Below are 26,126 nucleotides of genomic sequence, written 5' to 3'. Positions count from 1 at the left end.
GATGTCATCAAGGAGCTGAAACATGAGTGAGACAAACCAGGATCCCATCGTCATCGTCTCGGCGGCGCGCACGCCGATGGCGGGTTTTCAGGGCGATTTCGCATCGCTCACGGCGCCGCAGCTCGGCGCCGCCGCGATTGCGGCGGCCGTCGAGCGCGCGGGCCTGAAGCCCGGGCAGATCGAGGAAGTGGTGATGGGCTGCGTGCTGCCCGCGGGGCAGGGCCAGGCGCCGGCGCGCCAGGCCGCGCTCGGCGCAGGACTGCCGCTCGCGGCGGGCGCGACCACCGTGAACAAGATGTGCGGCTCGGGCATGCGTGCGGCGATGTTCGCGAACGACATGCTGCTTGCGGGCTCCGCAGAGGTGGTCGTGGCGGGCGGCATGGAGAGCATGTCGAATGCGCCGTACCTGCTGCCGAAGGCACGCGCCGGCTTGCGCATGGGCCACGGCCAGGTGCTCGACCACATGTTCCTCGACGGCCTCGAAGACGCCTACGACAAGGGCCGCCTGATGGGCACCTTCGCCGAAGAGTGCGCGGGCGAATACGACTTCACGCGCGAGCGCCAGGACGCGTTCGCCATCGAGTCGCTCAAGCGTGCGAAGCAGGCCAACGAAGACGGTTCGTTCGCGTGGGAAATCGCCCCGGTGAAGGTGGCTTCGCGCGCGGGCGAGACGCTCATCGCGCGCGACGAGCAGCCGTTCAAGGCCAACCTCGACAAGATTCCCACGCTCAAGCCTGCGTTCAGCAAGACGGGCACGGTGACGGCGGCCAATTCGTCGTCGATCTCGGATGGCGCGGCCGCGCTCGTGATGATGCGCGCATCGACGGCAAAACGCCTGGGCGTGACGCCGCTCGCGCGCGTGATGGGGCATACGACCTTCGCGCAGGAGCCGGCGAAATTCACGACGGCGCCGGTGGGCGCGATCGCGAAGCTCTACGAGAAAACCGGCTGGCGCGCCGAGGACGTCGATCTCTACGAGATCAACGAAGCGTTCGCCGTGGTCACGATGGCCGCGATGAAGGAGCACGATCTGCCGCACGAGAAGGTCAACGTGAATGGCGGCGCGTGCGCGCTGGGGCATCCCATCGGCGCGTCGGGCGCGCGCATTCTCGTGACGCTGATCGGCGCGCTGCGTGCGCGCGGCGGCAAGCGCGGCGTCGCGAGCCTGTGCATCGGCGGCGGCGAAGCGACGGCGATGGGCATCGAACTGCTGTAATCCGCGCGACTGCGGTACGCTAGTGCGAGGTGCTGCGCGCCGCAGGGAGGCGGCGCGGCACCGTGCGCGGCGGCACGATGGCGCCGCGCTTCACGATAAAGCCAGGGTGTCCCCATGAAAACAGTGTTGATCGTGGGCGCGTCGCGCGGCATTGGCCGCGAGTTCGCGCGCCAATATGCGAAGGCGGGCTGGCGCGTGCTCGCCACCGCGCGCGGCAGCGAGGGTCTCGACGGATTGCGCGAGCTCGGCGCACAGCCGTTTCAGCTCGACATCGCGCGGCCCGAAGAGATTGCGGCGCTCGGCTGGAAGCTCGACGGCGAGAGGCTCGATGTCGCCCTGATCGTGGCCGGCGTCTATGGCCCGCGCACCGAGGGTGTCGAAACCGTCACGGCCGAAGACTTCGAACTCGTGATGAACAGTAACGTACGCGGCCCGATGCAGCTGATCCCCATTCTGCTGCCGCTCGTCGATGCGGCCAACGGTGTGCTCGCCGTGTTGTCGAGCCGCATGGGCAGCATCTCGCAGACTACGGGCACGACGGGCTGGCTCTATCGCGCCAGCAAGGCGGCGCTCAACGACGTGTTGAAGATCACCTCGCTGCAAACGCGCCGCGCCACCTGCATCGCGCTGCATCCTGGCTGGGTGCGTACCGACATGGGCGGCGCGCACGCGGCGATCGACGCGGCGCACAGCGTGACCGGCATGCGCGAGGTGGTCGCGGAAGCCGCGGCCGCGCGCGACGTATTCAACGGCCGTTTTTTCCAGTACGACGGCACCGAACTCGACTGGTGAGCCCTCACGAAAAATGAACGCAGCAAAATGAATGTCGATACTGCGCGCGCCGCAAGGCCCGCCGATTGTCCCTGCGGCGGCGCCGCGCCCGATCTCAAGGCGGGCGCGAAACCGCCGCGCTATGCCGCCTGTTGCGGCCGTTTCCTCGATGCGGGCGAGGTGCCTGCGACAGCGCTCGAACTCATGCGCTCGCGCTACACGGCCTACGTGCTCGGCGAGACGCAGTACCTGCGCGCGACCTGGGCCCAGGAAACCTGCCCCCCCGACCTCGATGCCGACCGGACCGACGCGGTCGCCCCGCGCTGGCTGGGCCTCGCGGTAAAACGCCATGAACAGGCCGACGCCACTCACGCGATCGTGGAATTCGTCGCGCGCTACAAGACGGGCGGACGCGCCTCGCGGCTGCACGAAACCAGCCGCTTCACGCGCGGTGCGGACGGCCGCTGGCGCTACGTGGACGGCGATATCGCAGACGCGTGAGCGCGGGTCTCGATCGCATCGCTGTTTCTTACATAAGTAATTAATTTTTCGATGTTATTTTGACTCGCTGTGGGGTGGGTGCGACGCTTTTTCGGGGCCGCACCGACCCGAAAGCGGCGTACCGCCCGCCGCGCAGGGCCTGTGCCTCGCTGGCACGCGTTATGCCGGGTAAGCCCTGAATTGCGCAACAATATTTTGTCGTGCGACGATGCAATCACGGTGTCCGGCTCGAGCGGACTCCCGCGAAAGCGGACACCAGTGGCAAGCTCCCGAGCGATGCCACAGCGGTGTTCCGATCGGCTTTCCCCGTGACGGGCCTCACCGGCGCATGTCTTCGCGACACGCGCAAGGGCTCTCGTTGTGCCGGGAAACAGGCTGGCCGGAGTAAGACGGATTCAGGCAGGTTTCTCGCAGGCGGGTTTGCGAATGGCGTACAGGTTGCTTTCTGGCGGTTGGGCGTTGGCCGGCACGATGTGTCTGCTTTCGGTCGCTCACGCCGCACCCGCTGCCGATAGCGCCGCGCCGGCCGTTATCCCGGCTGCCGCGCAGGTCTCTACCCCTCATATCGCGTCGCCCGCCGCCGGCCCGCTTGGCGGCGCCAATGCCTCCCCGCTCGCACTCGACGACGCCTGGCTGCCCGCCGTGCGTGCCGACCTCAACGAGCAGGTGATCCACGTTCCGGTGGACGCCGACGGCTCCGTCACCCTCGAAACCACGATCTATCGTCCGGACGGCCCCGGCCCGTTCCCGATGATCGTGTTCAATCACGGCAAGATTCCCGGCGACCCGCGCTACCAGTCGCGCAGCGATCCGGTGTCGTTCGCGCGCGAGTTCGTCCGCCGCGGCTACGTGGTCGTCGCGCCGAACCGCCGCGGTTTCGCGGGCTCGGGCGGCACCTACGAGCAGGACGGCTGCGACGTGGCGAGCAACGGCCTCGGCCAGGCCGCCGATGTCGCCGCGACCATCGACTACATGGCGAAGCAACCGTATGTCGATGCGAACCATATCGCCGTGGCCGGCACCTCGCATGGCGGTCTCGCGACCATCGCCTACGGCACGCAAGCCGCGAAGGGCGTGCGCGCACTCATCAACTTCTCGGGCGGCCTGCGTCAGGACGCCTGCACGGGCTGGCAGGACAATTTGACCCAGGCCTTCGGCGGCTACGGCGGCAAGGCCCGCGTGCCGTCGCTCTGGCTCTACGGCGACAACGATTCGGTGTGGACGCCGGACCTCGTCACGAAGATGTTCGCGGCTTACCACAATGCCGAGGGCACCGCCGACGCGGCAGGCCCGGTGAGCGCGAAGCTCGTGGATTTCGGTTCGTACAAGAACGACGCGCACCGCCTCGTGGGCGATCGAGACGGCGTACAGGTCTGGTGGCCGAAGGTGGAAGCGTTCCTCGCTCACGAGGGCATGCCCACGAGCGTGCAGTATCGCGTGGCCGCACCCGCCGCGCCGAGCGGCACCGGTTACGCCACCGTCGACTCGGTGGGCGCCGTGCCTTACGTCGATCAGGCCGGCCGTGACGGCTACCGCAACTTCCTGAAGCAGTATCCGAGCCGCGCGTTCGCCGTTTCCGATTCGGGCGCGTGGTCGTGGGCCGAGGGCGGCGACAACCCGATGGCCGTGGCGATCGCCAACTGCGAGAAGCACAGCAGCGATGCCTGCCACCTGTACGCCGTGAACAGCACCGTGGTCTGGTCCAACAACGCCGCCGTCACGGCGCAGAACGACGCGAGCGCCGGCGTGGTGCCGGCCGTCGCCGAGGCCGTCGAGAACAACGGTCACGCACTCGCGAGCCGGTAAGGTTTTCCTCCTGCCCTCGCGGTGGCGCGTGTTACCCGCTGCCGTATCGTCTCCCTTCGATTTCGTCTGGCTACGCAGTGCGCGTTCTTTGCGCGCTGCTTTAAGCCTGTCGCGCGCGTAGCACACGCCCCCGTTTGTCCATTTCATCTGCGTTTTCGCCCTATTTCGCTAGCGCACGACGCAACGCACCCCGATTTCTCGCCGCCTCTCCACAGATTTTTTGCACAAGCGCGGTTTACTTTTTCGTCGCTAACTACGCTCATTTCGGGTCTTTGCGGACGATCGGTTCCGTGCTGTCCGCAACCGCGCCAAACGTCGCGCCCACGGGCCTCGCGGCGCCATTCCAGGGGTAGTGCATTGCGCAGGCGTTCGCGCTAATCTCGGTCCCGCTGTCGTATCGGGAGTCGTACTTGAATCCGCAATCCAATCTCGCCACCGATCGCTGGATCGAGCGCAGTCTGCGCGCCGTGTGGCATCCGTGTACCCAGATGAAGCATCACGAGCGTCTGCCGCTCATCGCGGTCGCGCGCGGCGAAGGCCCGTGGCTGTACGACCGTGACGGGCGCCGCTATCTGGACGCCATCAGCTCCTGGTGGGTCAATCTGTTCGGTCACGCGAATCCGTCGATCAACGCCGCGCTCAAGGCGCAGCTCGACACGCTCGAGCACGTCATGCTTGCGGGCTGCACGCACGAGCCTGCCGTGGAACTCGCCGAGCGGCTCTCGGCACGCACGGGCAATGCGCTCGGCCACGCGTTTTTCGCATCCGATGGCGCCTCGGCCGTCGAGATCGCGCTGAAAATGAGCTTTCACGCCTGGCGCAATCACGGCGAAAGCAACAAGCGCGAGTTCGTTTGCCTCGCCAACAGCTATCATGGCGAGACGATCGGCGCGCTCGGCGTGACGGATGTGAAGCTCTTCAGGGATGCTTACGATCCGCTGCTGCATCATGCCCACGTGGTCGCTTCGCCCGACGCGCGCCAGGCGCAGGCCGGGGAAACCGCGGCCGATGTGGCGCAGCGCGCGCTCGCCGACGTCGAGCGGCTTTTTCAGGCGCGCGGCGAACACATCGCGGCGCTGATCGTCGAGCCGCTCGTGCAGTGCGCGGCAGGCATGGCGATGCACGATCCGGCGTATCTCAAGGGATTGCGCGCGCTGTGCGACCGTTACCGCGTGCATCTGATCGCCGACGAAATCGCGGTGGGATGCGGGCGCACCGGCACGTTCTTCGCTTGCGAGCAGGCCGGCATCTGGCCCGATCTGCTGACGCTTTCGAAAGGCATCAGCGGCGGCTACCTGCCGCTTTCGATCGTGCTGTCGAGCGACGCGATCTTCGAAGCGTTCTACGACGACGACACCACGCGCGGCTTTTTGCACTCGCATTCGTACACGGGCAACCCGCTCGCGTGTCGTGCCGCGCTGGCTACGCTCGATCTGATCGAAGAAGGCGACGTGATCGCCGCGAACGCGCGCAAGTCGGCGCAACTGCGCGAGGCGTTCGAGCCGCTCGCATCGCACCCGCTCGTGCGCAACCTGCGCCAGTGCGGCACGATACTCGCCTTCGACGCTGCGATCGAAGACCCGGCGCGCGCGGCCACGTTCTCGCGCCGCTTCTTCGAGCACGCGCTGTCTCGCGAGCTGCTGCTGCGCCCCATCGGCACGACGGTGTACGTCATGCCGCCGTACATTCTCGATGCGTCGACCCAGGCGCTTCTCGCCGCGCGCACGCGCGAGACTTTCGAGGCCACCGTCGCGGAGGATTGCTGATGCAGCTCATCGATACTCTCGAACAAGGTTTGCGCGAACTGGACGCCCGCGGCTTGCGCCGCCTGCGACGCACCATCGATACGCCGTGCAACGCGCACATGCTGGTGGACGGGCGCGAAACGATCGGTTTCGCGAGCAACGACTATCTGGGCCTTGCCGCGCATCCGCAGCTCGCCGCCGCGCTGGCGGAAGGGGCGCAGCGCTATGGCGCGGGCAGCGGCGGCTCGCATCTGCTGGGCGGCCATTCGCGCGCGCACGCGCAGCTCGAAGACGATCTCGCAGAATTCACAGGCGGTTTCGTCGATAACGCGCGGGCGCTGTACTTCAGCACCGGCTACATGGCGAACCTGGCCGTGGTGACCGCGCTCGCCGGACGTGGCACGACGCTCTTCTGCGACGCGCTGAACCACGCCTCGCTGATCGACGGTGCGCGGCTCTCGCGCGCGGACGTGCAGATCTATCCGCATGCCGACATGGACGCCCTGAGCGCGATGCTCGAGGCCTCGGGCCCGGGTCCGAAGGCGATCGTCACCGACACCGTGTTCAGCATGGACGGCGACGTGGCGCCGCTTGCGCGTCTCGTCGAACTCGCCGGGCAGCATCACGCGTGGCTCATCGTCGACGACGCGCACGGCTTCGGCGTGCTGGGGCCGCAAGGGCGCGGCGCCGTGGCCGAGGCCGCGCTGCGCTCGCCGTATCTGGTGATGGTCGGCACGCTCGGCAAGGCGGCGGGCGTGGCGGGGGCCTTCGTTGCCGCGCACGCCACGGTGATCGAGTGGCTCGTGCAGCGCGCGCGGCCCTATATCTTCACGACGGCTTCGGCGCCGGCGGTCGCGCACGCGGTCTCCGCTAGCCTGCGCCTGATCGCGGGCGACGAAGGCGATGCGCGGCGCGCGCATCTGCGTCAGTTGATCGCGCGCACGCGGACGATGCTCAAGGAAACCTGCTGGATGCCCGTCGATTCGCAGACTGCCGTGCAGCCGCTCGTCGTGGGCGCGAACGACGCGACGCTCGCACTCCAGGCCGTGCTCGAGCGCGACGGCCTGTGGGTGCCCGCGATCCGGCCGCCGACGGTGCCCGAGGGCACGTCGCGCCTGCGCATTTCGCTTTCGGCCGCGCATTCGCAGGCGGATCTCGATCGGCTCGACGACTCGCTGCAACGCGCGAGTCGCGAAGCGCTGGAGGGCGCACGATGACCCTCTCGCTTTTCGTCACCGGGACCGACACGGAGATCGGCAAGACCTTCGTGAGCGCGGCGCTGCTGCGCGGCCTCACGCATGCGGGCCTACGCGCGACGGCGCTCAAACCCGTCGCCGCCGGCGCGTACGAGCGCGACGGCGTGTGGCACAACGAGGATGCCGATCAGCTCGACGCTGCCGCGAGCGTGCTGCTGCCGCCCGACATGCGCACGCCTTTCCTGCTCAAGGAGCCCGCCGCGCCGCATATCGCCGCCGCGCTCGAAGGCGTGACGCTCGACATGCAGCGTATCGTCGATTGCCACCGGCAGGCGTGCGAGCGTGCCGATGCGGTGGTGGTGGAGGGTGTGGGTGGCTTTCGCGTGCCGCTCACGGCCCAGCACGACACGGCCGATCTTGCCGTGGCGCTCGGCTTGCCGGTGGTGCTCGTGGTCGGTATGCGCCTCGGCTGCATCAGCCATGCGCTGCTCACCGCGGAAGCCATCGCGGCGCGCGGTCTCGCGCTCGCGGGCTGGGTCGCGAACCGCATCGACCCCGCCATGACTTTCCCCGAAGAGAACATCGACGCGTTGCGCGAGCGCCTCGCTGCCCAGTACGGTGCGCCGCTCATCGGCGTCGTGCCGCATCTGCGCGGCGGCAGTGCCGACGACGCGGCAGAACACCTGAACATCGAAACGCTGCTCGCGCGGCTCGGCGCCGCCAGGGTCGCGCCGGCCTCCCGTTGATAACTGCTTCGAACTCCTGATAGATAACGTCAAGAAGGATCCCCACATCATGACGCAAACCCACATCGACATCACCGGGCTCACCCGCGCCAAACCGCAGGCCGCGGCCGATGAGAGCAGCACGGCGCGCTGGCGCGTTGCCGACGTCGTCGCGCTCTACGACCTGCCGTTCAACGACCTGATGTTCCGCGCGCAGCAGGTGCACCGCGAGCATTTCGACGCGAACGCCGTGCAGCTTTCCACGCTTCTGTCGATCAAGACCGGCGGCTGCGAAGAGGACTGTGCCTACTGCCCGCAATCGGCGCATCACGACACGGGCCTCGAAGCCGACAAGCTGATGGCCGTCGACGAGGTGCTGAAGGCGGCCCGCGTCGCGAAGGAAAACGGCGCGACGCGCTTTTGCATGGGCGCGGCGTGGCGCAATCCGAAGGACCGCCATCTGGAGCCGATCAAGGACATGATCCGCGGCGTGAAGGAAATGGGCCTCGAAACCTGCGTGACGCTCGGCATGCTGGAGGATCACCAGGCCAGGGCGCTGGCCGATGCGGGCCTCGACTACTACAACCACAACCTCGACACGTCGCCGGATTTCTACGGCCAGATCATCTCGACGCGCACGTACCAGGACCGGCTCGACACGCTCGAGCGCGTGCGCGACGCGGGCATCAACGTGTGCTGCGGCGGTATCGTGGGCATGGGCGAGTCGCGTCGCGAGCGTGCGGGGCTGATCGCGCAGCTCGCGAACATGGAACCGTATCCGGAATCGGTGCCGATCAACAACCTCGTGCAGGTGCAGGGCACGCCGCTCGAAGGCACCGAGCCGATCGATCCGTTCGAGTTCGTGCGCACGATTGCGGTGGCGCGCATCACGATGCCCAAGGCGATGGTGCGTCTTTCGGCGGGCCGCGAGCAGATGGACGAGGCACTGCAGGCGCTGTGCTTCATGGCCGGCGCGAACTCGATCTTCTACGGCGACCAGTTGCTCACCACGAGCAATCCGCAGGCGGAGGCTGACCGCAAGCTGCTCGCGCGGCTCGGCATACGCGCCGAGGCGGCGCAGCAGTTGAGCGAGACGGAAGCGGCGCAGCACGGCGGCTGCGGTCATTGCGAATGACGATTGCGCGTGACGCGCGGGCGATCCGCGCGTCACGCGATGAACCGGACGGCGCGCCTCGTAATGGGGCGCGCCGTTCGTTTTTTTATCAGGCGTAAGCCGCGCGGCGGCGCGCGGTGAGCAGAAGATAGCAGAGCGCGCCGATCACGAGGGAGGGCAGCGTCGCGCCCAGATTCGGCATCCAGGTGTTGAGCGCCTGATAGGCGCCGAAGCCCAGCACCCATGCGACGAACGCGCTCACGTGCCAGCCGCCCGAGTAGCCATAGACGCCGCCCAGGTCGGCGAGCGCCTGCGGCTCGATGCGACGGCGGCGCACGATGAAGTGATCGGCGAGCACGACACCGAAGAGCGGTGCGAATACCGAGCCGATGAAGAGCAGGAAGTTCTCGTAGCGCGCCATCGGCACGACGATGCCGATGGCCGTGCAGAGCGCGCCGAAGGCGGCCGAGAGCCAGGGCACGCTGGCGCGCGTCCAGAAGGTGCTGGTCGAGACGGCAGCGGAGTGGATGTCGGCGAAAGCATTGTCGACTTCGTCGATCAGCACCAGCAGCAGTGCGAGGCCGCCACCCGCTTGCGCGAGCGCCGTGGTGAGGAGCGCGTCGCCGCCGCCCGCCGCGAGGCCGTAGATCGCGCCGAGCGCGTAGAACCAGAGGTTCGCGATGCCATAGCCGAAGAGCGTGCCGCGGAAGCTTTCGCCGGCGCGTTTGCCGAAGCGCGTGTAGTCCGCGATCAGCGGCAGCCACGAGAGCGGCATTGCCACCACGAGGTCGATCGCGCTGCCGAACGTCATGTCGCCCGTGCCGGGGCGGCGCATCAGCGCGCCGAGATCGTGGCGCGCGAGCAGGTTCCACGTGAGCCATGCGGCGCCCGCGAGCAGCAGCCAGATGCCCCACGTGCGCAGGAAGCGGCGCACGAACGAAAGCGGGCCGCTCACCGCGAGCAGCGTGGCGAGGAGGCCGGCCAGCAGCGTCCAGACGAGCGGCACCGAGAAGCCGAAGGCTTGCTTCGCGAGCGCATCGGCGGAATCGCGCATCACGATGATTTCGAACGAGCCCCAACCCACGAGCTGGATCATGTTGATGACCGCGGGCACCGAGGCGCCGCGCACACCGAGCGTGGGACGCAGCGACGACATGGCCGCGAGCCCGGTATCCGTGCCGATCACGCCCGCGAGCGCGAGCAGCACCACGCCGATCACGCTGCCGACGGCGATGGCCGCCAGCGCGGCCGGCAGCGAGAGGCCCGGCACAAGGAGCGCGCCGGCTTGCGCGACGAGCAGGCCGATGCCGAGCGAGAACCACAGCGCGAAGGCGTCGCCGGTGCGGAACTGGCGGCGCGCGTCGGGCACCGGCTGCAGCGGGGCGTAGGTGGAGCCGGCAACGCCGGCCTGGGAATCCTGGGTCATCGGAAGAACTGTCCTCTGGTGTGGTCGAATCGTCGAAGCGTCGACCCGTTATTGGTATTTGGGGCGCGATTGGTGGCCCGGTGTGCGTCGTGTATCCAACAACGCATGGGAGCCTTCAAAGGCTGACAGAGCGCCCGCGCCGCTTTCGAACTCGCCCCCCTGGCTGCCTGCTTGTCTGCGCCACGCTGTCATAATGCACGATTACATCCGGCGCGGCCTTGCGGTTCCGTGATGGGCCGCTGCGGCACCCGCATCCGCCGCCGCGTCCGTAACCTGACATTATCGCGAAAACGTCATGTTCGAAGAAACCCGTGCCAACGTCCCGCTCGCGGAGCGGCTGCGCCCGCGCTCCATCGACGAAGTCATCGGCCAGAAGCATCTGCTTGGGCCCAACAAGCCGCTGCGCGTCGCGTTCGAGTCCGGCGAGGCGCATTCGATGATCCTCTGGGGGCCGCCGGGCGTGGGCAAGACCACGCTCGCGCGCCTCATGGCCGACGCCTTCCACGCCGAATTCATCGCGCTTTCGGCGGTGCTATCGGGCGTGAAGGACATCCGCGAGGCCGTGGAGACTGCGCAGATCCATCGGGCGCACGGCAAGCAGACGCTCGTGTTCGTCGACGAAGTGCACCGGTTCAACAAGAGCCAGCAGGACGCGTTTTTGCCGCACGTCGAATCGGGCTTGTTCGTTTTTATCGGCGCGACGACCGAAAATCCCTCGTTCGAAGTGAACAGCGCATTGCTCTCGCGCGCGGCGGTGTATGTGCTCAAGAGCCTCGACGAGGAAGAGCAGGGCGAGTTGCTCGCGCGCGCGGCTCGCGAGCTCGGCGGCCTCACGTTCACCGAAGAGGCGCAAAAGGCGCTGGTCGGCTCGGCCGACGGCGACGGCCGCAAGCTCTTGAACAACCTCGAGATCGTGGCGCGCGCCGCCGCGCAGCAGAAGTCCACGGAAGTCGACGGGGCGCTCCTCGGCAGCGCGCTGGCCGAAAACCTGCGGCGCTTCGACAAGGGCGGCGACGCGTTCTACGACCAGATCAGCGCGCTGCACAAATCGGTGCGCGGCAGCAATCCGGACGGCGCGCTCTACTGGTTCTGCCGCATGCTCGACGGCGGCGCGGATCCGCGCTACCTCGCGCGGCGCATCGTGCGCATGGCGTGGGAGGACATCGGCCTTGCCGACCCGCGCGCGGCGCGCATGACGCTCGACGCCGCCGAGACCTACGAACGCCTCGGCTCGCCCGAGGGCGAGCTGGCGCTGGCCCAGGCCGTGATCTACCTGGCCGTCGCGCCGAAGTCGAACGCCGGCTACAACGCGTACAACGAAGCGCGGCGCTTCGTGGGCAAGGACCAGTCGCGCGCCGTGCCGATCCACCTGCGCAACGCGCCGACGAAGCTGATGAAGGAGCTGGGCTACGGCCACGAATACCGCTACGCGCACGACGAGCCGGATGCCTACGCAGCGGGCGAAACCTATCTGCCGGACGGCATGCGCGAGCCGCACTGGTACCAGCCCACGCCGCGCGGGCTCGAAGGCAAGATCGGCGAGAAGCTCGCGCGCCTCGCCGAACTCGACGCGCAATGGCGCGAGGAACACCGGGACGAGATTCGCGAGCGAAAGCGCAAAGGCTGAGGCGGCGCGGGCAGCGCTGCTCACGGCAGCCACGCCGCGCAGCCGCCGATGATCGCCGGTCGCGGAGCCCGCGCGCCGGTGCGCTAAAATCGATACTTCACACAACGAAACTGCGTCCCACAATCCCATGCTCGACATCCAGCTGCTGCGCAAAGACCTCGAAGGCGTCGCGAAGCGCCTCGCCGACCGCGGCTACACCCTCGACGTCGCGGCTTTCTCCGCGCTCGAAGCGGAACGCCGCGCCATCCAGACCCGTACCGAAGAACTGCAGGCGCGCCGCAACAGCCTGTCGAAGCAGATCGGCGCGATGAAGGGCCGCGGCGAGGACACGTCGGCGGTGATGGCCGAAGTGGGCGGTATCGGCGACGAAATGAAGGCGTCGGCGGCGAAGCTCGAGGCAATCCAGTCGAGTCTGTCGGACCTGCTGCTCGGCGTGCCCAACCTGCCGCACGAGAGCGCGCCGGTGGGCAAGGACGAAAACGACAACGTGGAAGCGCGCCGCTGGGGCACGCCGCGCCAGTTCGAGTTCGAGGTGAAGGACCACGTGGACGTGGGCGTGCCGCTCGGCCTCGATTTCGAGACGGGGGCGAAGCTCTCGGGCGCGCGCTTCACGATGCTGCGCGGCCAGATCGCGCGTCTGCACCGCGCGCTCGCGCAGTTCATGATCGACACGCACACGCAGCAGCACGGCTATACCGAAACCTACACGCCGTACATCGTCAATCCGGAAATCCTGTACGGCACGGGCCAGTTGCCCAAGTTCGCCGACGACATGTTCCGCGTGGAGAAGGGCGGCGCCGACAATACGGTGACGCAGTACCTGATCTCCACCTCGGAGATTTCGCTGACGAACACGGTGCGCGACAGCATCGTCGAGGCGAGCGCGCTGCCGATCAAGCTCACGGCGCATTCGCCGTGCTTTCGCTCGGAAGCGGGCTCGTACGGCCGCGACACGCGCGGCATGATCCGCCAGCATCAGTTCGACAAGGTTGAGATGGTGCAGATCGTCGCGCCTGAAACGTCGTACGACGCGCTGGAGCAGATGGTGGTCCACGCCGAAACGATCCTGCAGAAGCTCGGCTTGCCGTACCGCGTGGTTACGCTGTGCACGGGCGACATGGGCTTCTCGGCGACCAAGACGTACGACCTCGAAGTGTGGCTGCCCGCGCAGAACACCTATCGCGAAATCTCGAGCTGCTCGAACACGGAAGCGTTCCAGGCGCGCCGCATGCAGGCGCGCTATCGCAATGCGCAGGGCAAGCCGGAGCTCGTGCATACGCTCAACGGTTCGGGCCTCGCGGTGGGCCGGGCGCTCGTGGCGGTGCTGGAGAACTATCAGGAAGCAGACGGTTCGGTGACGGTGCCCGAAGTGCTGCGTCCGTACATGGGTGGAGTGGCGCGTCTTTCGGTGGGCGCCTGACGTCTTCCGGGCCAGGGCGTTTTCCTTGTCCTCCAATTTTTTTGAAAGGGGACTTGGAAAGTGTGGCGGGATGTTCTATAATCTTCGCTTCGCCAGTCAACGACCTGACTGATGAAACCGCGGTGAAGGCGTGATGCCGGTTACCACGGTGGCAGTGCCCCGGAGAGGTGGCAGAGTGGTCGATTGTACCTGACTCGAAATCAGGCGTACGGTAACCCCGTACCGTGGGTTCGAATCCCACCCTCTCCGCCAAATACGAAAAACCCCCTGCAAGCTGGAAGGCTGCAGGGGGTTTTGCTTTGGGGGTGTTCCATTTGCGGGGAATGTTCTGGACTGCCAGGTTTCCTCGGTTCGCCGTGGGCAGTAGAGGGGCAGATGAGCACGGGGCACCCCGATTCACGATCTGGCGTTCGGCGTCGAGCGTTGTAAGATTATTCTTGTTCTCAAGGGCGACATACGTCCGGACAATCGGACGTATCCGAGTCCGGCGCGAACCCGGTGCGAACCCGGAGGCTGGCGGTCGCGCTTGCCCCCGGTACAATCGCTCCTTTGATCTGGCGGCGCGGCTTCCCGAGCGGCGCCGCGCCCACTTCGGTTCACAGATGGCTATTTCCTACAAATCCGCCGCCGACATCGAGCATCTGCGCATTGCCGGCCGCCTCGCAGCCGACGTGCTCGCGATGATCGGCGAGCACGTCAAGCCCGGCGTTTCCACCGACGACCTCGACGCGATCTGCAACGATTTCATCGTCAACACGCTGAAGGCGGTGCCGGCCAACGTCGGCTACCTGGGTTTTCCGAAAACGATCTGCGCGTCGGTCAACCAGGTGGTCTGCCACGGCATTCCCAGCCGCAACGAGATCCTGAAGGACGGCGACATCATCAACATCGACGTCGCCGTGATCAAGGACGGCTATTTCGGGGACACGAGCCGCATGTACACCGTGGGCACGCCGAGTCCGGTCGGGCGCCAGCTCATCGACACGACCTACGAGGCGATGCTCGCCGGCATCCGCGAGGTCAAGCCCGGTGCAACGCTTGGCGACGTCGGCCATGCGATCCAGCGCCGCGCCCAGGCCGACGGCTTTTCGATCGTGCGCGAGTACTGCGGCCACGGCATCGGCAAGGTCTATCACGAGGAACCGCAGGTGCTGCACTACGGCCAGCCGGGGCAGGGCCTGCGCCTGAAGCCGGGCATGGTCTTCACGATCGAGCCGATGGTGAACGCCGGCCGCGCGGGCACTGCCGTGCTGCGCGACGGCTGGACGGTGGTGACCAAAGACCGTTCGCTTTCGGCGCAGTGGGAGCACATGGTGGCCGTCACCGACGACGGTTACGAGCTGCTCACGCCCTGGCCGGACGGCACCGGCGACTACGAGTCGCCCTGACCCCGTTGGCCAGATGAGTGCATGACGGCTGCGCGGCCATCTGTAAAGGGCTGCGTGCACGTCGGGGCTGCCGTGAAGCGCCCGCGCGACGATCCGCCACTTTTGTCAAATAAGGATTTGACTCCCAGGCGAGTTCGGTTAAAGCTACGTTTTAATGCTTTATAGGGGTTTACGACTGCATGAGTCCGTCACTGACCGTTCGCCGTATCGCTGCCGATCAGGGCGCCGTGCTCCGCGAGCTACGAACTGCGTCGTTGCGCGATGCGCCATACGCGTTCGGCGATGCCACGCTCGAAGATGCACTCTCTGCGGATGCAGCGCTATTCGATGCGGCGGCGGCCCGGTACGCGGATTCGCACTCCGGCACGTCCTTCATCCTTTACACCGAGGGCCATCCCGCGGGCCTCATCGGCGCGAGTTTCGAGAACGCGCCGGCGCGCCGCGCATTCGTTTCGGCGCTGTGGGTCGCACCGGCCGTGCGGCATCTGCGCGGCGGGGAACTGCTGCTCAATGCCGCGATCGACTGGCTCGTCGCCGAGGGCGCAACCCAGGCCTACGCCTGGATCACGGACAACAACACCACGGCCATGCGCTTTTACGAGCGTTTCGGCTTCATTTCCACCGGCGACCACGCGCGCAGCAAGCAGTCGCCCGAGCAGTGGGAAACGCTGCTCATGCGTGATATCGCGAGCCGCTCGCTGAGCGCGGCGTCAAATTAGTGCCGCAGTGTTCAGGGGCACATCGTTTCTTCCACGCGCCCGGTTCCATCGTTCCCTGATCGCAATCCCGCGTGCCCGTGGGCCGGATCGGGCCGTTTCGGTATCGGATGTCAGATTGATCCGCTAAAAATGATGGCCGTGCGCGTCGGCGCCTGTAAAATACGCAAAATTTTTCGCCGAAAGCCATGTCGCCCAGGAAATCGCCATATTTTGAACTGAAGAGCGGTTCAGTCGATACGCTGCTGTTCGTGGTCAAGACGACCGAGCTGGATGCCATGCGCGCCGAACTCACGCGGCGCTTCGAGGCCACGCCTGAATTCTTCGCGAACGACACGGTCGCCATCGACCTGCGGCGCCTGGCCGACGGCGAGCAGGTTGCGCTCGGCGACATCGCGCGTTTGCTGGAGAGCGTGAGCATGCGTCCCATTGGCGTCGTTGCCCAGCCCGCGCAGCATGGCTGGGCCGCCGAAGCAGGCCTGCCGTTTCTCGAAGCGCGCGACCGCCGCGGCGCCGGCGCGAAACCGGCCGCAGACGAAACCGGCGTCGCCGATGCCGTTGCCGATAGCGCATCCGCCGCTGCAGCCGCAGCGACCTCTGCTATTGCACAGACGCCGGCTGCATCCGCTACGCCGGCGCAGCCCGAACTCTTTTCCACCTCCGATGCTGTCCCGACGGACGCGGCGCCGGCCGATGCCGACGCCGGCGCATCGCGAACGGCGCGCGCCGAGCCCACGCTCGTGATCGACCGTCCCCTGCGTTCGGGCCAGCGTATTTACGCGAAGGGCGACGTGGTCGTGCTCGGCCTCGTCTCGAACGGCGCGGAAGTGATCGCCGAAGGCAACATCCACATCTACGCGCCGTTGCGCGGCCGCGCGCTCGCGGGCGTGCACGGCAATCACGACGCGCGCATTTTCTGCACGTGTCTCGAGGCGGAACTGATTTCCATTGCGGGTATCTACCGTACCACTGAGGTGCCGCTTTCCGGCGAAGTGGCCGGCAAGCCGGTGCAGATCCGGCTGGACGCGGAAAAACTGTTGATCGAACCGTTGAGGCTCACCTGACGCGCCGGCAGAAGCCGGAAAAACGGCGCGCGATGGGACCAAACTGAAGAAACTGACGAACACAAGGTTAAGGGAATGGCAAAAATCATTGTGGTGACTTCGGGCAAGGGCGGCGTGGGCAAGACGACCACGAGCGCGAGCTTCGCATCGGGCCTCGCGTTGCGCGGCCACAAGACCGCGGTCATCGATTTCGACGTGGGCCTGCGCAATCTCGACCTCATCATGGGTTGCGAGCGCCGTGTCGTGTACGACCTCATCAACGTGATCCAGGGTGAAGCGAACCTGAACCAGGCGCTCATCAAGGACAAGAAGTGCGAGAACCTCTTCATCCTGCCGGCTTCGCAGACGCGCGACAAGGACGCGCTCACGAAGGAAGGCGTGGAGAAGGTCATCAACGATCTCGTGGCGATGGACTTCGAGTACATCGTGTGCGATTCGCCCGCCGGCATCGAGTCGGGCGCGCTGCTTGCGATGCACTTCGCCGACGAAGCGCTTATCGTGACGAACCCGGAAGTGTCGTCGGTGCGCGACTCGGACCGCATCCTCGGCATTCTCTCCTCGAAGACGAAGCGCGCGATCGAAGGCAAGGATCCCATCAAGGAACACCTGCTCATCACGCGCTACAACCCGAAGCGCGTGAGCGAAGGCGAAATGCTCTCGCTCACCGACATTCAGGAAATCCTGCGCATCGAGCTGATCGGCGTGGTTCCCGAGTCGGAAGCCGTGCTGCACGCGTCGAACCAGGGCCTGCCCGCCGTGCACCTCGACGGCACCGACGTCGCCGAGTCGTACAAAGACGTCGTTTCGCGCTTTCTCGGCGAAGACAAGTCGCTCCGTTTCACCGATTACCAGAAGCCGGGCCTCTTTCAGCGCCTCTTCGGCAACAAGTAAGGGAGGCGCACGTCATGTCGTTTCTTTCGTTTTTTCTCGGCGAGAAGAAGAAGTCCGCCTCGGTAGCGAAGGAACGCCTGCAGCTCATCATCGCTCACGAGCGGGCAGGCGGCCATCCGCCCGCCGATTATCTGCCGGCGTTGCAGCGCGAACTGGTTGCGGTGATCTCGAAGTACGTGAAGATCTCCGACGAGGACATACGCGTGAGTCTCGAACGTCAGGACGACCTCGAAGTGCTCGAGGTCAAGATCGAGATTCCGCAGGCCTGATGTCCCTCGATGGCGCGGCGAGGCGTGCTGGCCTCGTGACTCGCTTCGCCGTCGCCCGATCCTCCGTTGTGGCGGCTTCCTTGTCGCGTCCACGCGTTTTGCGGCGTGGGTCGCTGCCGTTTGCCCGCGCCTGAGTCTTTCTCCCTGAGTTGCCGATTCCCGGCCCGCGCCTCCATTCGCCTTGCGCGAAACATTCGGTTTCACTTCACCCCAAGCCGTAATACGTCCGCTGTCAGCGAAAACGGGTCCTCGCGCATTGATCGGGTAGCGCCAATTCCGGCGTCAAAAAAACTCCAAGGGGTGATCCGTATGAACAAGTCTGTCCGCCTGATGCTTGCGAAGACTGCTTTCCTCGCGGCCGGCGTTTGCGCCGTTGCCGCGCCGGCGTTTGCCGAAGTGGTCGTCGTCGAGCCGAGCATGGCACCGCCCGCCGAGCGCATCGAAGTGGTGCCGGCGCCGCGCGTCGGCTATGTGTGGGACAAGGGCCACTGGAAGTGGGATCACGGCCAGTACGTGTGGATCACCGGCCACTGGCAGCGCGAGCGCGTGGGTTACCACTGGGTGCCGGGCCACTGGGTCGCGCACGGCCCGAACTACCGCTGGGTGGATGGCCACTGGGCTGCTTGATGGTGGTCTGAGGGTTGCCTGAGGTGCCCCGGGGGCCCGATAGCGAGGCAGAATCAGGGAGGAAAACAACATCATGAGCAAGAAACTGCTCGCCGTCGCAGCGCTCGCCCTCATTCTGGCCGGCTGCGTGGTCGTGCCGGGGAGACCGGTCTATTACCGGCCGGCTCCCGTCGTCATCTACTAAGCTGGCCGTTCGACTACGGCATCGACGGCTTTGCCCGGGCCCGCGGCGCATCAGCGATTGGCGTTTTCGTCCGCTGCTGTGTTGTCGGGCTCGTTTCGTCTGAGCGGCTCGGGTACGTCGGGCGTCGCATCCGCGTGGGGCGTTTCGGCGGATTGGGCGTCTGCGGCCGGGTGAGGGGCTGCGGCAGGTGCCGGCTGCGGCGCCATATAGCGCAGTGACAGCGTTTCGTAGAGCGGCGGCGCGAAGAAGCGCGACACGCGGCTCGCGATCAGCGCGGTTGCCATCAGCGAAATCACGAGCGCGTGACCGTTGATCATCTCCATCACGATCACGAACGACGTGATGGGCGACTGCGTGACCGCCGCGAGATAACCCACCATGGCAAGCGCGATCAGCATCTGCAGCTCGAGGCTGCCGAACACCATGTGCAGCGCGTTGCCGAAGCCCGCGCCGATCGACAGCGACGGCGCGAAGATGCCTCCCGGAATCCCGGGCAGGTAAGACCCCACCATCGACGCCATCTTGAGGAACGGATAGGCGAGCGAAAGATGCTCGTGTCCGTCGAGCAGGCCGCGCGCCTCGGCATAGCCGCTGCCGAACGTGGTGCCGCCCGAAGCCAGCCCGATCAGCGCGATGGCGAGCCCGCAGAGCGCGCCGAATGCGACCGGCTGCTCGCCGTGCAGCTTGCGCAGCGGCGTCGGAATCCAGCGCGCGGTATTGAGCAGCAGCCAGCAGAAGATGCCACCGGCAATGCCGGTGACGATGGCCGTGAGCAGGACGGCGACAGCGAGCAGGTCGGGGAAGTGCGCGCCGATCTGGATCGTGCCGAAGTACGTGTAGTTGCCGTTCAGGCCCAGCGCGATCACGCCCGCGATGATGATGGTGGTGATGACCACGCCGCTGGCGCGCGCCTCGAAGCTGCGCGTGAGTTCCTCGATGGCGAACACGATGCCGGCGAGCGGCGTGTTGAAGGCCGCGGAGAGGCCGGCGGCCGCGCCGGCCAGCACGAGCTTGCGTTCGATGAGCACGTTCGAGCGCGGATAGAGCCGCCGCATGTTGAACATGAGCGCGGCGCCGACCTGCACTGTCGGCCCTTCGCGGCCGATCGTGAAGCCGCCGAGTATGCCGAGAAAAGAGACGGCGATCTTGCCGGCCAGGATGCGCAGGGTGAGCAGACGGGCTCCGGATTCGCCGGGCCGCGCGTGAAGCGTGGCGATGACTTGAGGAATGCCGCTGCCTTCGGCGCCGCGAAAGAACTTGCGGGTGAGCCAGACCGAGGCGGCCGCGACGGCCGGCGTAACGATGAGCGGCAGCCAGACGTGCTCGCGCTGCATGTGCAGGAACGCGTTGTAGCCCCAGTCGATCAGGCGGGCGTAGAACACCGCCACGAGGCCGACTGCGATCGCCCCGAGCCACAGCACGCCGTATTGCCGCCACAGGCGCCGTGCGCGCCGCACGACGGTCGAAAAGAGTTCGGGACTGGCCGTTTGCATGGGCTTTTTCGGGGCGCAAAGACGAAATTATAGCGGCGCCTCCAGGGGCGGCAGCTTTCAGACGAATAACGGCGCTTTTCCCCGGCTGCGTTTATGCCCGGTAAACAAGGGCCCGATTGAGCGGGAGAGCAGTACGAGGACCGGACGCCTTCTGGCATCGCCATTCCGTTAAAATCTCGGGAAAACGAATGGAATGTGAGCCGTCAGGACAATGAAACGGTTTTTGATTATCAAGGTGACCTCGCTCGGTGACATCGTCGAGGCGTTGCCGGTCGTGGCCGACATACAGCGCGAATTTCCGGGCGCCAAGGTGGACTGGGCCTCGGACGAGCTGTTTGCCGATATCGTGCGCTGGAACGGCGGCGTCGATCGCGTGCTCTACGCGCCGCTGCGCCGCTTCAAGAAAACGCGCAGCTGGGCGGACCTGAAGGCGATTGCCGCGTCGATCGGCGAGTTGCGCGCCGAACGCTACGACGCCGTCATCGACATTCACGGGGTGTACAAAAGCGCGATCATCGCGTGGCTCGCGCGCTCGAAGCGGCGCTTCGGCTATCTCGCCCAGGATCTCGGCGAACGCGGCGCGGCGTTTGCGTACAACGGACGTTTCGGACCGCGTCCGAAGTGCGATGCCTGGCTCGGCATGCGCATCAGCACGGGCGAGGCGCTCGGCTACACGGTCGACACGCCGCCGGACTTCAACATGAAGATTCCGCGCGACGGGACGGCCTTGCCCGCGCCGGACGCGCCGACCGCGCTGATCTTCCATGCGACCTCGAAAGACGACAAGAAGTGGCCCGTCGCGCATTGGGGCGAACTGTGCCGCGATCTGCAGACGCGCGGCCTGCGCATCGAACTGCCGTGGGGCTCGGATGCCGAGCGCGATACGGCCAACGAAATCGCTGCGCTCGTGCCCGGCGCGGTGGTGCTGCCGCGTCTTAGCGTTGCGCAGGTCGCGCAGCGTATCGAAGACGTGGCGCTCGTCGTCGGCACCGATACCGGCTTCGTCCATCTCGCTCACGCGCTGCTCAAGCCGACCGTGATGATCTTCGTCGCCACGCCTGCCGAGCATCTCGGCGTGCGGGCGCCGGGGCGCTCGGTATCGGTGGGCGACGGGCAGCACGTGCCGCCGGTGCAGGTCGCAATCGATGCGGTCAGCGGGGTCTATCCGCCGCGCACGGGAGCCCCGGCGCAACACACGGCAACCTCGGCTGCCTGACCGGCACGCGATCCCTTTCTGCCGTTTTCGCGCGTATGCGGCATGCGCTGCATGCGTGCGAAGGCACATCGCACACATCTTCCTGGCCGACACCCGGCGGACATTTTTCCGTCATGTCCGCGCCACGTCCGTTTACACGTTTGTTAAAAGTGTCGCCGCGAATTGGTCCATTCGCCGTGGGCGCGGCAGCACGGCGTGCGAAGCCCTCTCGCGTGTAACACACGCCATACCGCTACTTACAAATTGCAACGCCTCGCATAGGCGCCGTCGTGTTCAATCTGAATCGTCCGGAAGCCATTCAGGGACTTCCCCAAAGCGCACCGGACAACAGACATTGACTCGACGGGAGAATGAAGTGAAACGACTGACGCTTACCCTCATTGCAGGTGCACTGCTCGCGGCGGCGCTGAGCGGATGCGTCGTGGTGCCGGCCGGAGGCTACTACGGCGGCGGCTACCATCACGGCTACTACTACTGATCTGTCGGGAGAGGAAGGGCGGCATGCGCGCCGCCAGCTTAAAGCCGTTCAGGCAAAGAGCATTTCGAGGGCGACGACCGCTGCGATGGCAGTCGCATTCGCGGCAATCGCCTCGATCACCACGGCACGCCAGCTCGCTGTGCGCAGGCGAAAGGCCAGCAGCAGCGAAATGCCCAGAGCGAGGGCGATCATCAGGACGACGTCGGCGTTGCTCAGATGGATGTTCATCGTTGGCTCCGTGAATGGGCAGAGCAGTGGGGCTGACCGGAAAGGCTGACCTGGCGCTTCGAGTATAGTCAGGTGCCGCTTGCGCTCAAAGTGGACAAAAAAAAGCGGAGGCCGCGTGGCGGACTCCGCTTTTTTCATGGGCCGAAGCCGCGGGTTTTACATGAGCGTCGTGTCGCGTGTCTCGCGCATGCACAGGACACCGAACAGGCTGACCGCGGCCGCAATCGACACATAGGCGCCCACCCACGACAGGCCGCCGCGCGCCGCGAGCACCTGGGCGATATACGGCGCGACCGAGGCACCGAGGATGCCGCCCAGGTTGTACGCCACGCCGGCGCCGGTATAGCGCACGCTGGTGGGGAAGAGCTCGGGCAGGAGCGCGCCCATCGGCGCGAAGGTGGCGCCCATCAGGAACAGTTCGATCACGAGGAAAAGCAGCACGAGCGGCAGCGCGCCGCTGCCGAGCAGCGGCGCCATCGTGAAGCCCGAAGCGATGGCGGCGAGGCAGCCGACGATCAGCACGGGCTTGCGTCCGAAGCGGTCGCTGGCCCATGCCGAGAGCGGCGTGGCGAGGCCCATGAACACCACCGCGATGCACAGCATGCCGAGGAAGGTCGGACGCGCAATGTGCAGCGCCGTCACGCCGTGCGAGAGCGAGAACACCGTGGCGTTATAGAAGAGCGTGTAGCAGACGACCATCGCGAGCGCGCCGAGCAGCGTCGGCTGCCAGTGTTTCGCGAGGAGTGTCGCGACCGGCACGCGCACGCGTTCTTCGCGCTCGACGGCGGCCTTGAACGCAGGCGTTTCGGCGATCTTCAGGCGCACGTAAAGACCCAGCGCGACGAGCACGGCCGAGACGATGAACGGCACGCGCCAGCCCCAGTCGCGAAACTGCTGGTCGGAGAGCGTCGAAGCGAGACCGAAGAAGAGGCCGTTCGAAGCGAGAAAACCCACCGACGGGCCGAGCTGCGGAAACATCCCGAACCAGCCGCGCTTGCCTTGCGGCGCGTATTCGGTGGCGAGCAGCGCGGCGCCGCCCCATTCGCCGCCGAGACCAATGCCCTGGCCGAAGCGCAGGACGCACAAGAGGATCGGCGCGAGGCTGCCGATCGCGTCATAGCCGGGCACGAAGCCGATCAGCGTGGTCGAGAGCCCCATCACGAGCAGCGACGCGACGAGCGTCGATTTGCGGCCGATGCGGTCGCCGAAGTGACCGAACAGAAACGAGCCGATGGGCCGCGCGACGAACGCGATGCCGAACGTGACGAACGCCGAAAGCGCCTGGGCCGTGGCCGACCCGTGCGGGAAGAACACCGGGCCGATCACGAGCGCCGCGGCCGTTGCGTAGACATAGAAGTCGTAGAACTCGATCGCGGTGCCGATGAAGCTCGCGAAGATCACGCGCGATGTGCGCGTGGGTGCCGCGTCGGACTGATCGGCGCGCGCGGGCGAAATGGGGGAGGTGGACATCGTCGGGTCTCCAGTCGTTGTGACACGCGTCGTCGCCGTGAGGCGTCGCGCGGGTCTTTGTACGGGGTGCTGGCCAGCGCCGGGCATCCCGATGTCTGTTGGCGATTTTTGCTGGCCGTAGCCGGCGGGCCGGCCACGATGCGTCAGTATGCATCGCGCGGGCTCGGGCGGGGCGGGCGCGATTCGACCGCGCGCGGCTGCGCGAGGATGGGCGCAGCGAAATGCCGACCGGTCCTGAAGGGGACCGGGGCCAGGCGCGGTCGGTGTTCGTCGAGGCCGGGCGGGTGGCGCGCATCGACGCACGAAGCCGGCTGAGGCCGGCAGGGGGTAGCGGAAAATTATAGCGACCGTGCGGCGCGCGCAGCAAGGCGGCGGAAAGCTCGCGCAAGGCGGCCTGTTAGCCGTTCAGTGCGCTCTCAGTCGAAGTTCTGCGCCTGCGGCGAGGCGAGCGTGCGCAACTGGAATTTGCCGTTGTCGTTGAAGAGCCAGTCTTCGAACAGTTCGAGCTGGCCCGCCGGATTGAGCAGCCGCGAGGGCGGCGGAGGCAGCGGAGACGCGCGGCGCAGTGTCGAGAGCGCGGTGGCTTCGGCCTCGTCGTCGCCGTTGGTGCGATAGACCGACGACCTCACGATCTGCCCGTTGCGATCGACGACGAAAGACACGACGACGAGCGAGCGCAGCATCGCCTGCGGCGTGCCATGGAGGATATACGAGGGATTGCGCTCGACGATGCGTTGCGCGACGGATGTCCGGTACTGATCGAGCGTGTTGCTGTTGATCGCTTCGGATGGAATGATGAGGAGCGGGCGCTGTGGCGGCGTGATCGTGCAGGCGCTCGCGATCAGCAGGGACAAAGCGAAACCCAGGCGCCGCAGCACGATGGCGCACGATGCGACGGGACCGCTTGGCAGGTAGGCGCGGATGAGCATTGTCGAGCAAGCTCGAAGGCGAGACCAGATTCGAGCTTAGCCGAAACGCTCGCGGATGCAATCCTAAGTGACCCGCGAAGTGACCCGCGCCGTGCGGGGAAGGCGAGACGGGGAAAGGCTTACGGCTTATTACGGCTTATTCAACCGGGAATTGCGCGCACGGATCGGCGGCAACGGTTGCGCAGGCATACGAGTATTCGCCGCTCTTCAGGAACAGATCCTTGCCGAGCTCGAAGTTTTGGCGAAAATCCGGCGAGCTTTCCCAGGCGATGTAGCCCGAGCACATCACAGCAGACAGAACGACCAGCGAAAAGGCGATTTTTTCGAGAATTTGAAAACGATGCGGCATGGTGGTGATTTCCCTCAACAGGCGGAATTTTACCGCAATACTAGGGTTTTCACCTAGTTATATGATGCCTTTCCGTTTTTATATGGCCCTGTTTAAATCCGGATGGGGACGCATGGAACGCGGCGCGGCTTCCATAACGTTGCACGGAAGGTTGCACGAAAGCGCGCGCCGGATCGCGAAGCGTCAGAACATCGGATGGGTATCCGGATAGAGCGCCGTGCGCAGCGCGAAGCCGCCCAGCACGACGAAGATGATCGCGGCGAGCACGTGCACGGCCTTGGTCGGCAGGCGGTCGGCGAACTTGTGCCCGAGGTAGATGACGGGGACGTTGGCGAGCATCATGCCGAGCGTGGTGCCCGCCACCACGCCGAAGAATTCGTGAAAGCGCGCGGCGAGAGCCACGGTCACGACCTGCGTCTTGTCGCCCATTTCGGCGAGGAAGAAGGTCAGCACGGTGGTGCCGAACACGCCCATCGGCCGCTTGGTCGCGACGGCATCGGCTTCGTCGAGCTTGTCGGGGACGAGAATCCAGATCGCCATCAGCGCGAACGAGGCGACGACGGCCCAGTTCATGACCCTGGGATTGATCACGCTCGCGAGCCACGCGCCCAACGCGCCCGAGCACGCATGATTGACCAGTGTGGCGACGAACACGCCGAGCACGATAGGGATGGGCTTGCGGTAACGGGCTGCGAGTACGAGCGAGAGCAACTGCGTCTTGTCGCCGATTTCTGCCAGGCCGACGACGCTGGTCGAGACGAGGAAGGATTCCATGGTTTCTTTTGTAACCGGGCCGCACAGTCAGTACGCGATGACACACAGCCCCGCGACCCGGCTAGGTGGGGGTGTACGTCATCGGTCTTGCCAGGCTCATGCTGCGCGCGCCATGCCGCCCGAAGGCCGGCAAGTATGTTGACGTGCGCCTCCGGACCTTGCGTCCGGAGCGGCTACTCCCCGAAGAGTGGGGCGATTATAAAAGCATTACAGCGGGGGAGGCAACCCTTGGCGTTTGAGGGATTAGCGACCGCGCAGGACACGTGAGCGGTGGCCTTCATTGCCCAGATTTTCAACTGCTGTGGAACTGGCAGGAGGAATGGCGGGTACAAAAAATCGACTCGTGACGGTCCGCTCTCGCGTTTCATTAAGTGACAGTTGGTTTGTTGTCGCCGTAAAGCAATTCAGAAAGATCGCCAGGGCATAGTCGTCGCATCACCTTAGATGGGGCACGACATGGCACTCGGACGCAATCAGGAATGCCAGGGGCCGTACCTTCTGCG

General features: G+C 66.1%; 25 protein-coding genes, 1 tRNA gene and 1 riboswitch. Of the genes, 19 read left to right on the top strand and 7 right to left on the bottom strand.

Annotated elements, in window-relative coordinates; translation table 11 throughout:
• Positions 1-22 precede the first annotated feature (22 nt).
• The 8 genes from U5760_RS27645 (at position 23) to bioB (ending at position 9,095) form a co-directional block, all read left to right on the top strand.
• The gene (locus U5760_RS27645) at positions 23-1,216 is read left to right on the top strand and encodes an acetyl-CoA C-acetyltransferase (RefSeq protein WP_322015485.1); all 1,194 of its coding nucleotides are present in this window, start codon (positions 23-25) and stop codon (positions 1,214-1,216) included.
• A 114-nt stretch (positions 1,217-1,330) separates the two neighbouring features.
• The gene (locus U5760_RS27640) at positions 1,331-2,008 is read left to right on the top strand and encodes an SDR family oxidoreductase (protein WP_322015484.1); all 678 of its coding nucleotides are present in this window, start codon (positions 1,331-1,333) and stop codon (positions 2,006-2,008) included.
• A gap of 27 nt (positions 2,009-2,035) precedes the next feature.
• Positions 2,036-2,488 (top strand): YchJ family protein, encoded by a 453-nt coding sequence (locus tag U5760_RS27635; protein WP_322015483.1) that lies wholly within the window; start codon positions 2,036-2,038, stop codon positions 2,486-2,488.
• A gap of 426 nt (positions 2,489-2,914) precedes the next feature.
• Positions 2,915-4,294 (top strand): dienelactone hydrolase family protein, encoded by a 1,380-nt coding sequence (locus U5760_RS27630; protein WP_415914189.1) that lies wholly within the window; start codon positions 2,915-2,917, stop codon positions 4,292-4,294.
• Between the two features lie 410 nt (positions 4,295-4,704).
• Entirely contained in the window at positions 4,705-6,060 is a 1,356-nt protein-coding gene (bioA, locus tag U5760_RS27625; RefSeq protein WP_322015482.1) for an adenosylmethionine--8-amino-7-oxononanoate transaminase, read from the top strand.
• Complete coding sequence (gene bioF, locus U5760_RS27620; protein ID WP_322015481.1) at positions 6,060-7,256, top strand: 8-amino-7-oxononanoate synthase; 1,197 nt, start codon at positions 6,060-6,062, stop codon at positions 7,254-7,256. Before bioA ends, bioF begins: the two co-directional genes overlap by 1 nt.
• On the top strand, positions 7,253-7,981 hold the full coding sequence (gene bioD, locus U5760_RS27615; RefSeq protein ID WP_322015480.1) for a dethiobiotin synthase: 729 nt from the start codon (positions 7,253-7,255) through the stop codon (positions 7,979-7,981). The genes bioF and bioD overlap by 4 nt, the downstream gene beginning before the upstream one ends.
• 49 nt (positions 7,982-8,030) lie before the next feature.
• The gene (gene bioB, locus U5760_RS27610; protein WP_322015479.1) at positions 8,031-9,095 is read left to right on the top strand and encodes a biotin synthase BioB; all 1,065 of its coding nucleotides are present in this window, start codon (positions 8,031-8,033) and stop codon (positions 9,093-9,095) included.
• Between the two features lie 88 nt (positions 9,096-9,183).
• On the opposite strand, the gene cytX is transcribed toward bioB, so the two are convergent.
• Positions 9,184-10,500 carry a putative hydroxymethylpyrimidine transporter CytX gene (gene cytX, locus U5760_RS27605; protein ID WP_322015478.1) on the bottom strand — a complete coding sequence of 439 codons (1,317 nt, stop codon included), beginning with the start codon at positions 10,498-10,500 and terminating at the stop codon, positions 9,184-9,186.
• Between the two features lie 295 nt (positions 10,501-10,795).
• On the opposite strand from cytX, the gene U5760_RS27600 reads away from it, so the two are divergent.
• From U5760_RS27600 to U5760_RS27560, 9 genes are all read left to right on the top strand, one after another.
• Positions 10,796-12,127: a replication-associated recombination protein A gene (locus U5760_RS27600; RefSeq protein ID WP_322015477.1), complete on the top strand. Its 1,332-nt coding sequence runs from the start codon at positions 10,796-10,798 to the stop codon at positions 12,125-12,127.
• Between the two features lie 127 nt (positions 12,128-12,254).
• A complete protein-coding gene (gene serS / locus U5760_RS27595) occupies positions 12,255-13,547 on the top strand; it encodes a serine--tRNA ligase (protein WP_322015476.1) in 1,293 nt (430 codons plus the stop codon).
• Between the two features lie 161 nt (positions 13,548-13,708).
• Positions 13,709-13,799: transfer RNA gene (locus tag U5760_RS27590), tRNA-Ser, on the top strand.
• Between the two features lie 350 nt (positions 13,800-14,149).
• Positions 14,150-14,935, top strand: a complete 786-nt coding sequence (map, locus tag U5760_RS27585) for a type I methionyl aminopeptidase (protein ID WP_322015475.1) — start codon at positions 14,150-14,152, stop codon at positions 14,933-14,935.
• Between the two features lie 179 nt (positions 14,936-15,114).
• Positions 15,115-15,654 (top strand): GNAT family N-acetyltransferase, encoded by a 540-nt coding sequence (locus tag U5760_RS27580; RefSeq protein ID WP_322015474.1) that lies wholly within the window; start codon positions 15,115-15,117, stop codon positions 15,652-15,654.
• Positions 15,655-15,839: 185 nt separating this feature from the next.
• On the top strand, positions 15,840-16,715 hold the full coding sequence (gene minC / locus U5760_RS27575) for a septum site-determining protein MinC (RefSeq protein WP_322015473.1): 876 nt from the start codon (positions 15,840-15,842) through the stop codon (positions 16,713-16,715).
• Positions 16,716-16,790: 75 nt separating this feature from the next.
• Positions 16,791-17,606, top strand: coding sequence for a septum site-determining protein MinD (gene minD, locus U5760_RS27570; protein WP_028226706.1), 816 nt, complete (start codon positions 16,791-16,793; stop codon positions 17,604-17,606).
• A 14-nt stretch (positions 17,607-17,620) separates the two neighbouring features.
• Complete coding sequence (gene minE, locus U5760_RS27565; RefSeq protein WP_027795398.1) at positions 17,621-17,875, top strand: cell division topological specificity factor MinE; 255 nt, start codon at positions 17,621-17,623, stop codon at positions 17,873-17,875.
• Positions 17,876-18,184: 309 nt separating this feature from the next.
• A complete protein-coding gene (locus U5760_RS27560) occupies positions 18,185-18,502 on the top strand; it encodes a YXWGXW repeat-containing protein (protein ID WP_322015472.1) in 318 nt (105 codons plus the stop codon).
• 234 nt (positions 18,503-18,736) lie between these two features.
• Here the strand turns inward: U5760_RS27560 and U5760_RS27555 are convergent, their stop codons facing one another.
• On the bottom strand, positions 18,737-20,179 hold the full coding sequence (locus tag U5760_RS27555; protein WP_322015471.1) for a chloride channel protein: 1,443 nt from the start codon (positions 20,177-20,179) through the stop codon (positions 18,737-18,739).
• A 211-nt stretch (positions 20,180-20,390) separates the two neighbouring features.
• On the opposite strand from U5760_RS27555, the gene waaC reads away from it, so the two are divergent.
• The gene (gene waaC / locus U5760_RS27550; protein WP_322015470.1) at positions 20,391-21,395 is read left to right on the top strand and encodes a lipopolysaccharide heptosyltransferase I; all 1,005 of its coding nucleotides are present in this window, start codon (positions 20,391-20,393) and stop codon (positions 21,393-21,395) included.
• Positions 21,396-21,750: 355 nt separating this feature from the next.
• Entirely contained in the window at positions 21,751-21,873 is a 123-nt protein-coding gene (locus U5760_RS27545) for a hypothetical protein (RefSeq protein ID WP_281175909.1), read from the top strand.
• Positions 21,874-21,921: 48 nt separating this feature from the next.
• Here U5760_RS27545 and U5760_RS27540 read toward each other — a convergent pair whose 3' ends face one another.
• The 5 genes from U5760_RS27540 to U5760_RS27520 all read right to left on the bottom strand — a co-directional run bounded on the left by U5760_RS27540 (position 21,922) and on the right by U5760_RS27520 (position 25,623).
• Positions 21,922-22,101: a hypothetical protein gene (locus U5760_RS27540; RefSeq protein ID WP_322015469.1), complete on the bottom strand. Its 180-nt coding sequence runs from the start codon at positions 22,099-22,101 to the stop codon at positions 21,922-21,924.
• 156 nt (positions 22,102-22,257) lie between these two features.
• Positions 22,258-23,571, bottom strand: coding sequence for an MFS transporter (locus U5760_RS27535; protein ID WP_322015468.1), 1,314 nt, complete (start codon positions 23,569-23,571; stop codon positions 22,258-22,260).
• Between the two features lie 416 nt (positions 23,572-23,987).
• Positions 23,988-24,500 (bottom strand): TonB family protein, encoded by a 513-nt coding sequence (locus U5760_RS27530; RefSeq protein ID WP_322015467.1) that lies wholly within the window; start codon positions 24,498-24,500, stop codon positions 23,988-23,990.
• Positions 24,501-24,636: 136 nt separating this feature from the next.
• Positions 24,637-24,867, bottom strand: a complete 231-nt coding sequence (locus U5760_RS27525; protein ID WP_322015466.1) for a hypothetical protein — start codon at positions 24,865-24,867, stop codon at positions 24,637-24,639.
• 165 nt (positions 24,868-25,032) lie between these two features.
• Positions 25,033-25,623, bottom strand: coding sequence for a TMEM165/GDT1 family protein (locus U5760_RS27520; RefSeq protein ID WP_322015465.1), 591 nt, complete (start codon positions 25,621-25,623; stop codon positions 25,033-25,035).
• A gap of 37 nt (positions 25,624-25,660) precedes the next feature.
• Positions 25,661-25,817: riboswitch (yybP-ykoY riboswitch) on the bottom strand.
• Between the last annotated feature and the right edge of the window lie 309 nt (positions 25,818-26,126).

Source organism: Paraburkholderia sp. J12 (assembly GCF_905220215.1).
Taxonomy (GTDB): Bacteria; Pseudomonadota; Gammaproteobacteria; order Burkholderiales; family Burkholderiaceae; genus Paraburkholderia.
The sequence above is the reverse complement of the archived record's forward strand: the minus strand, read 5'-3'. Positions and strand labels throughout refer to the sequence as shown.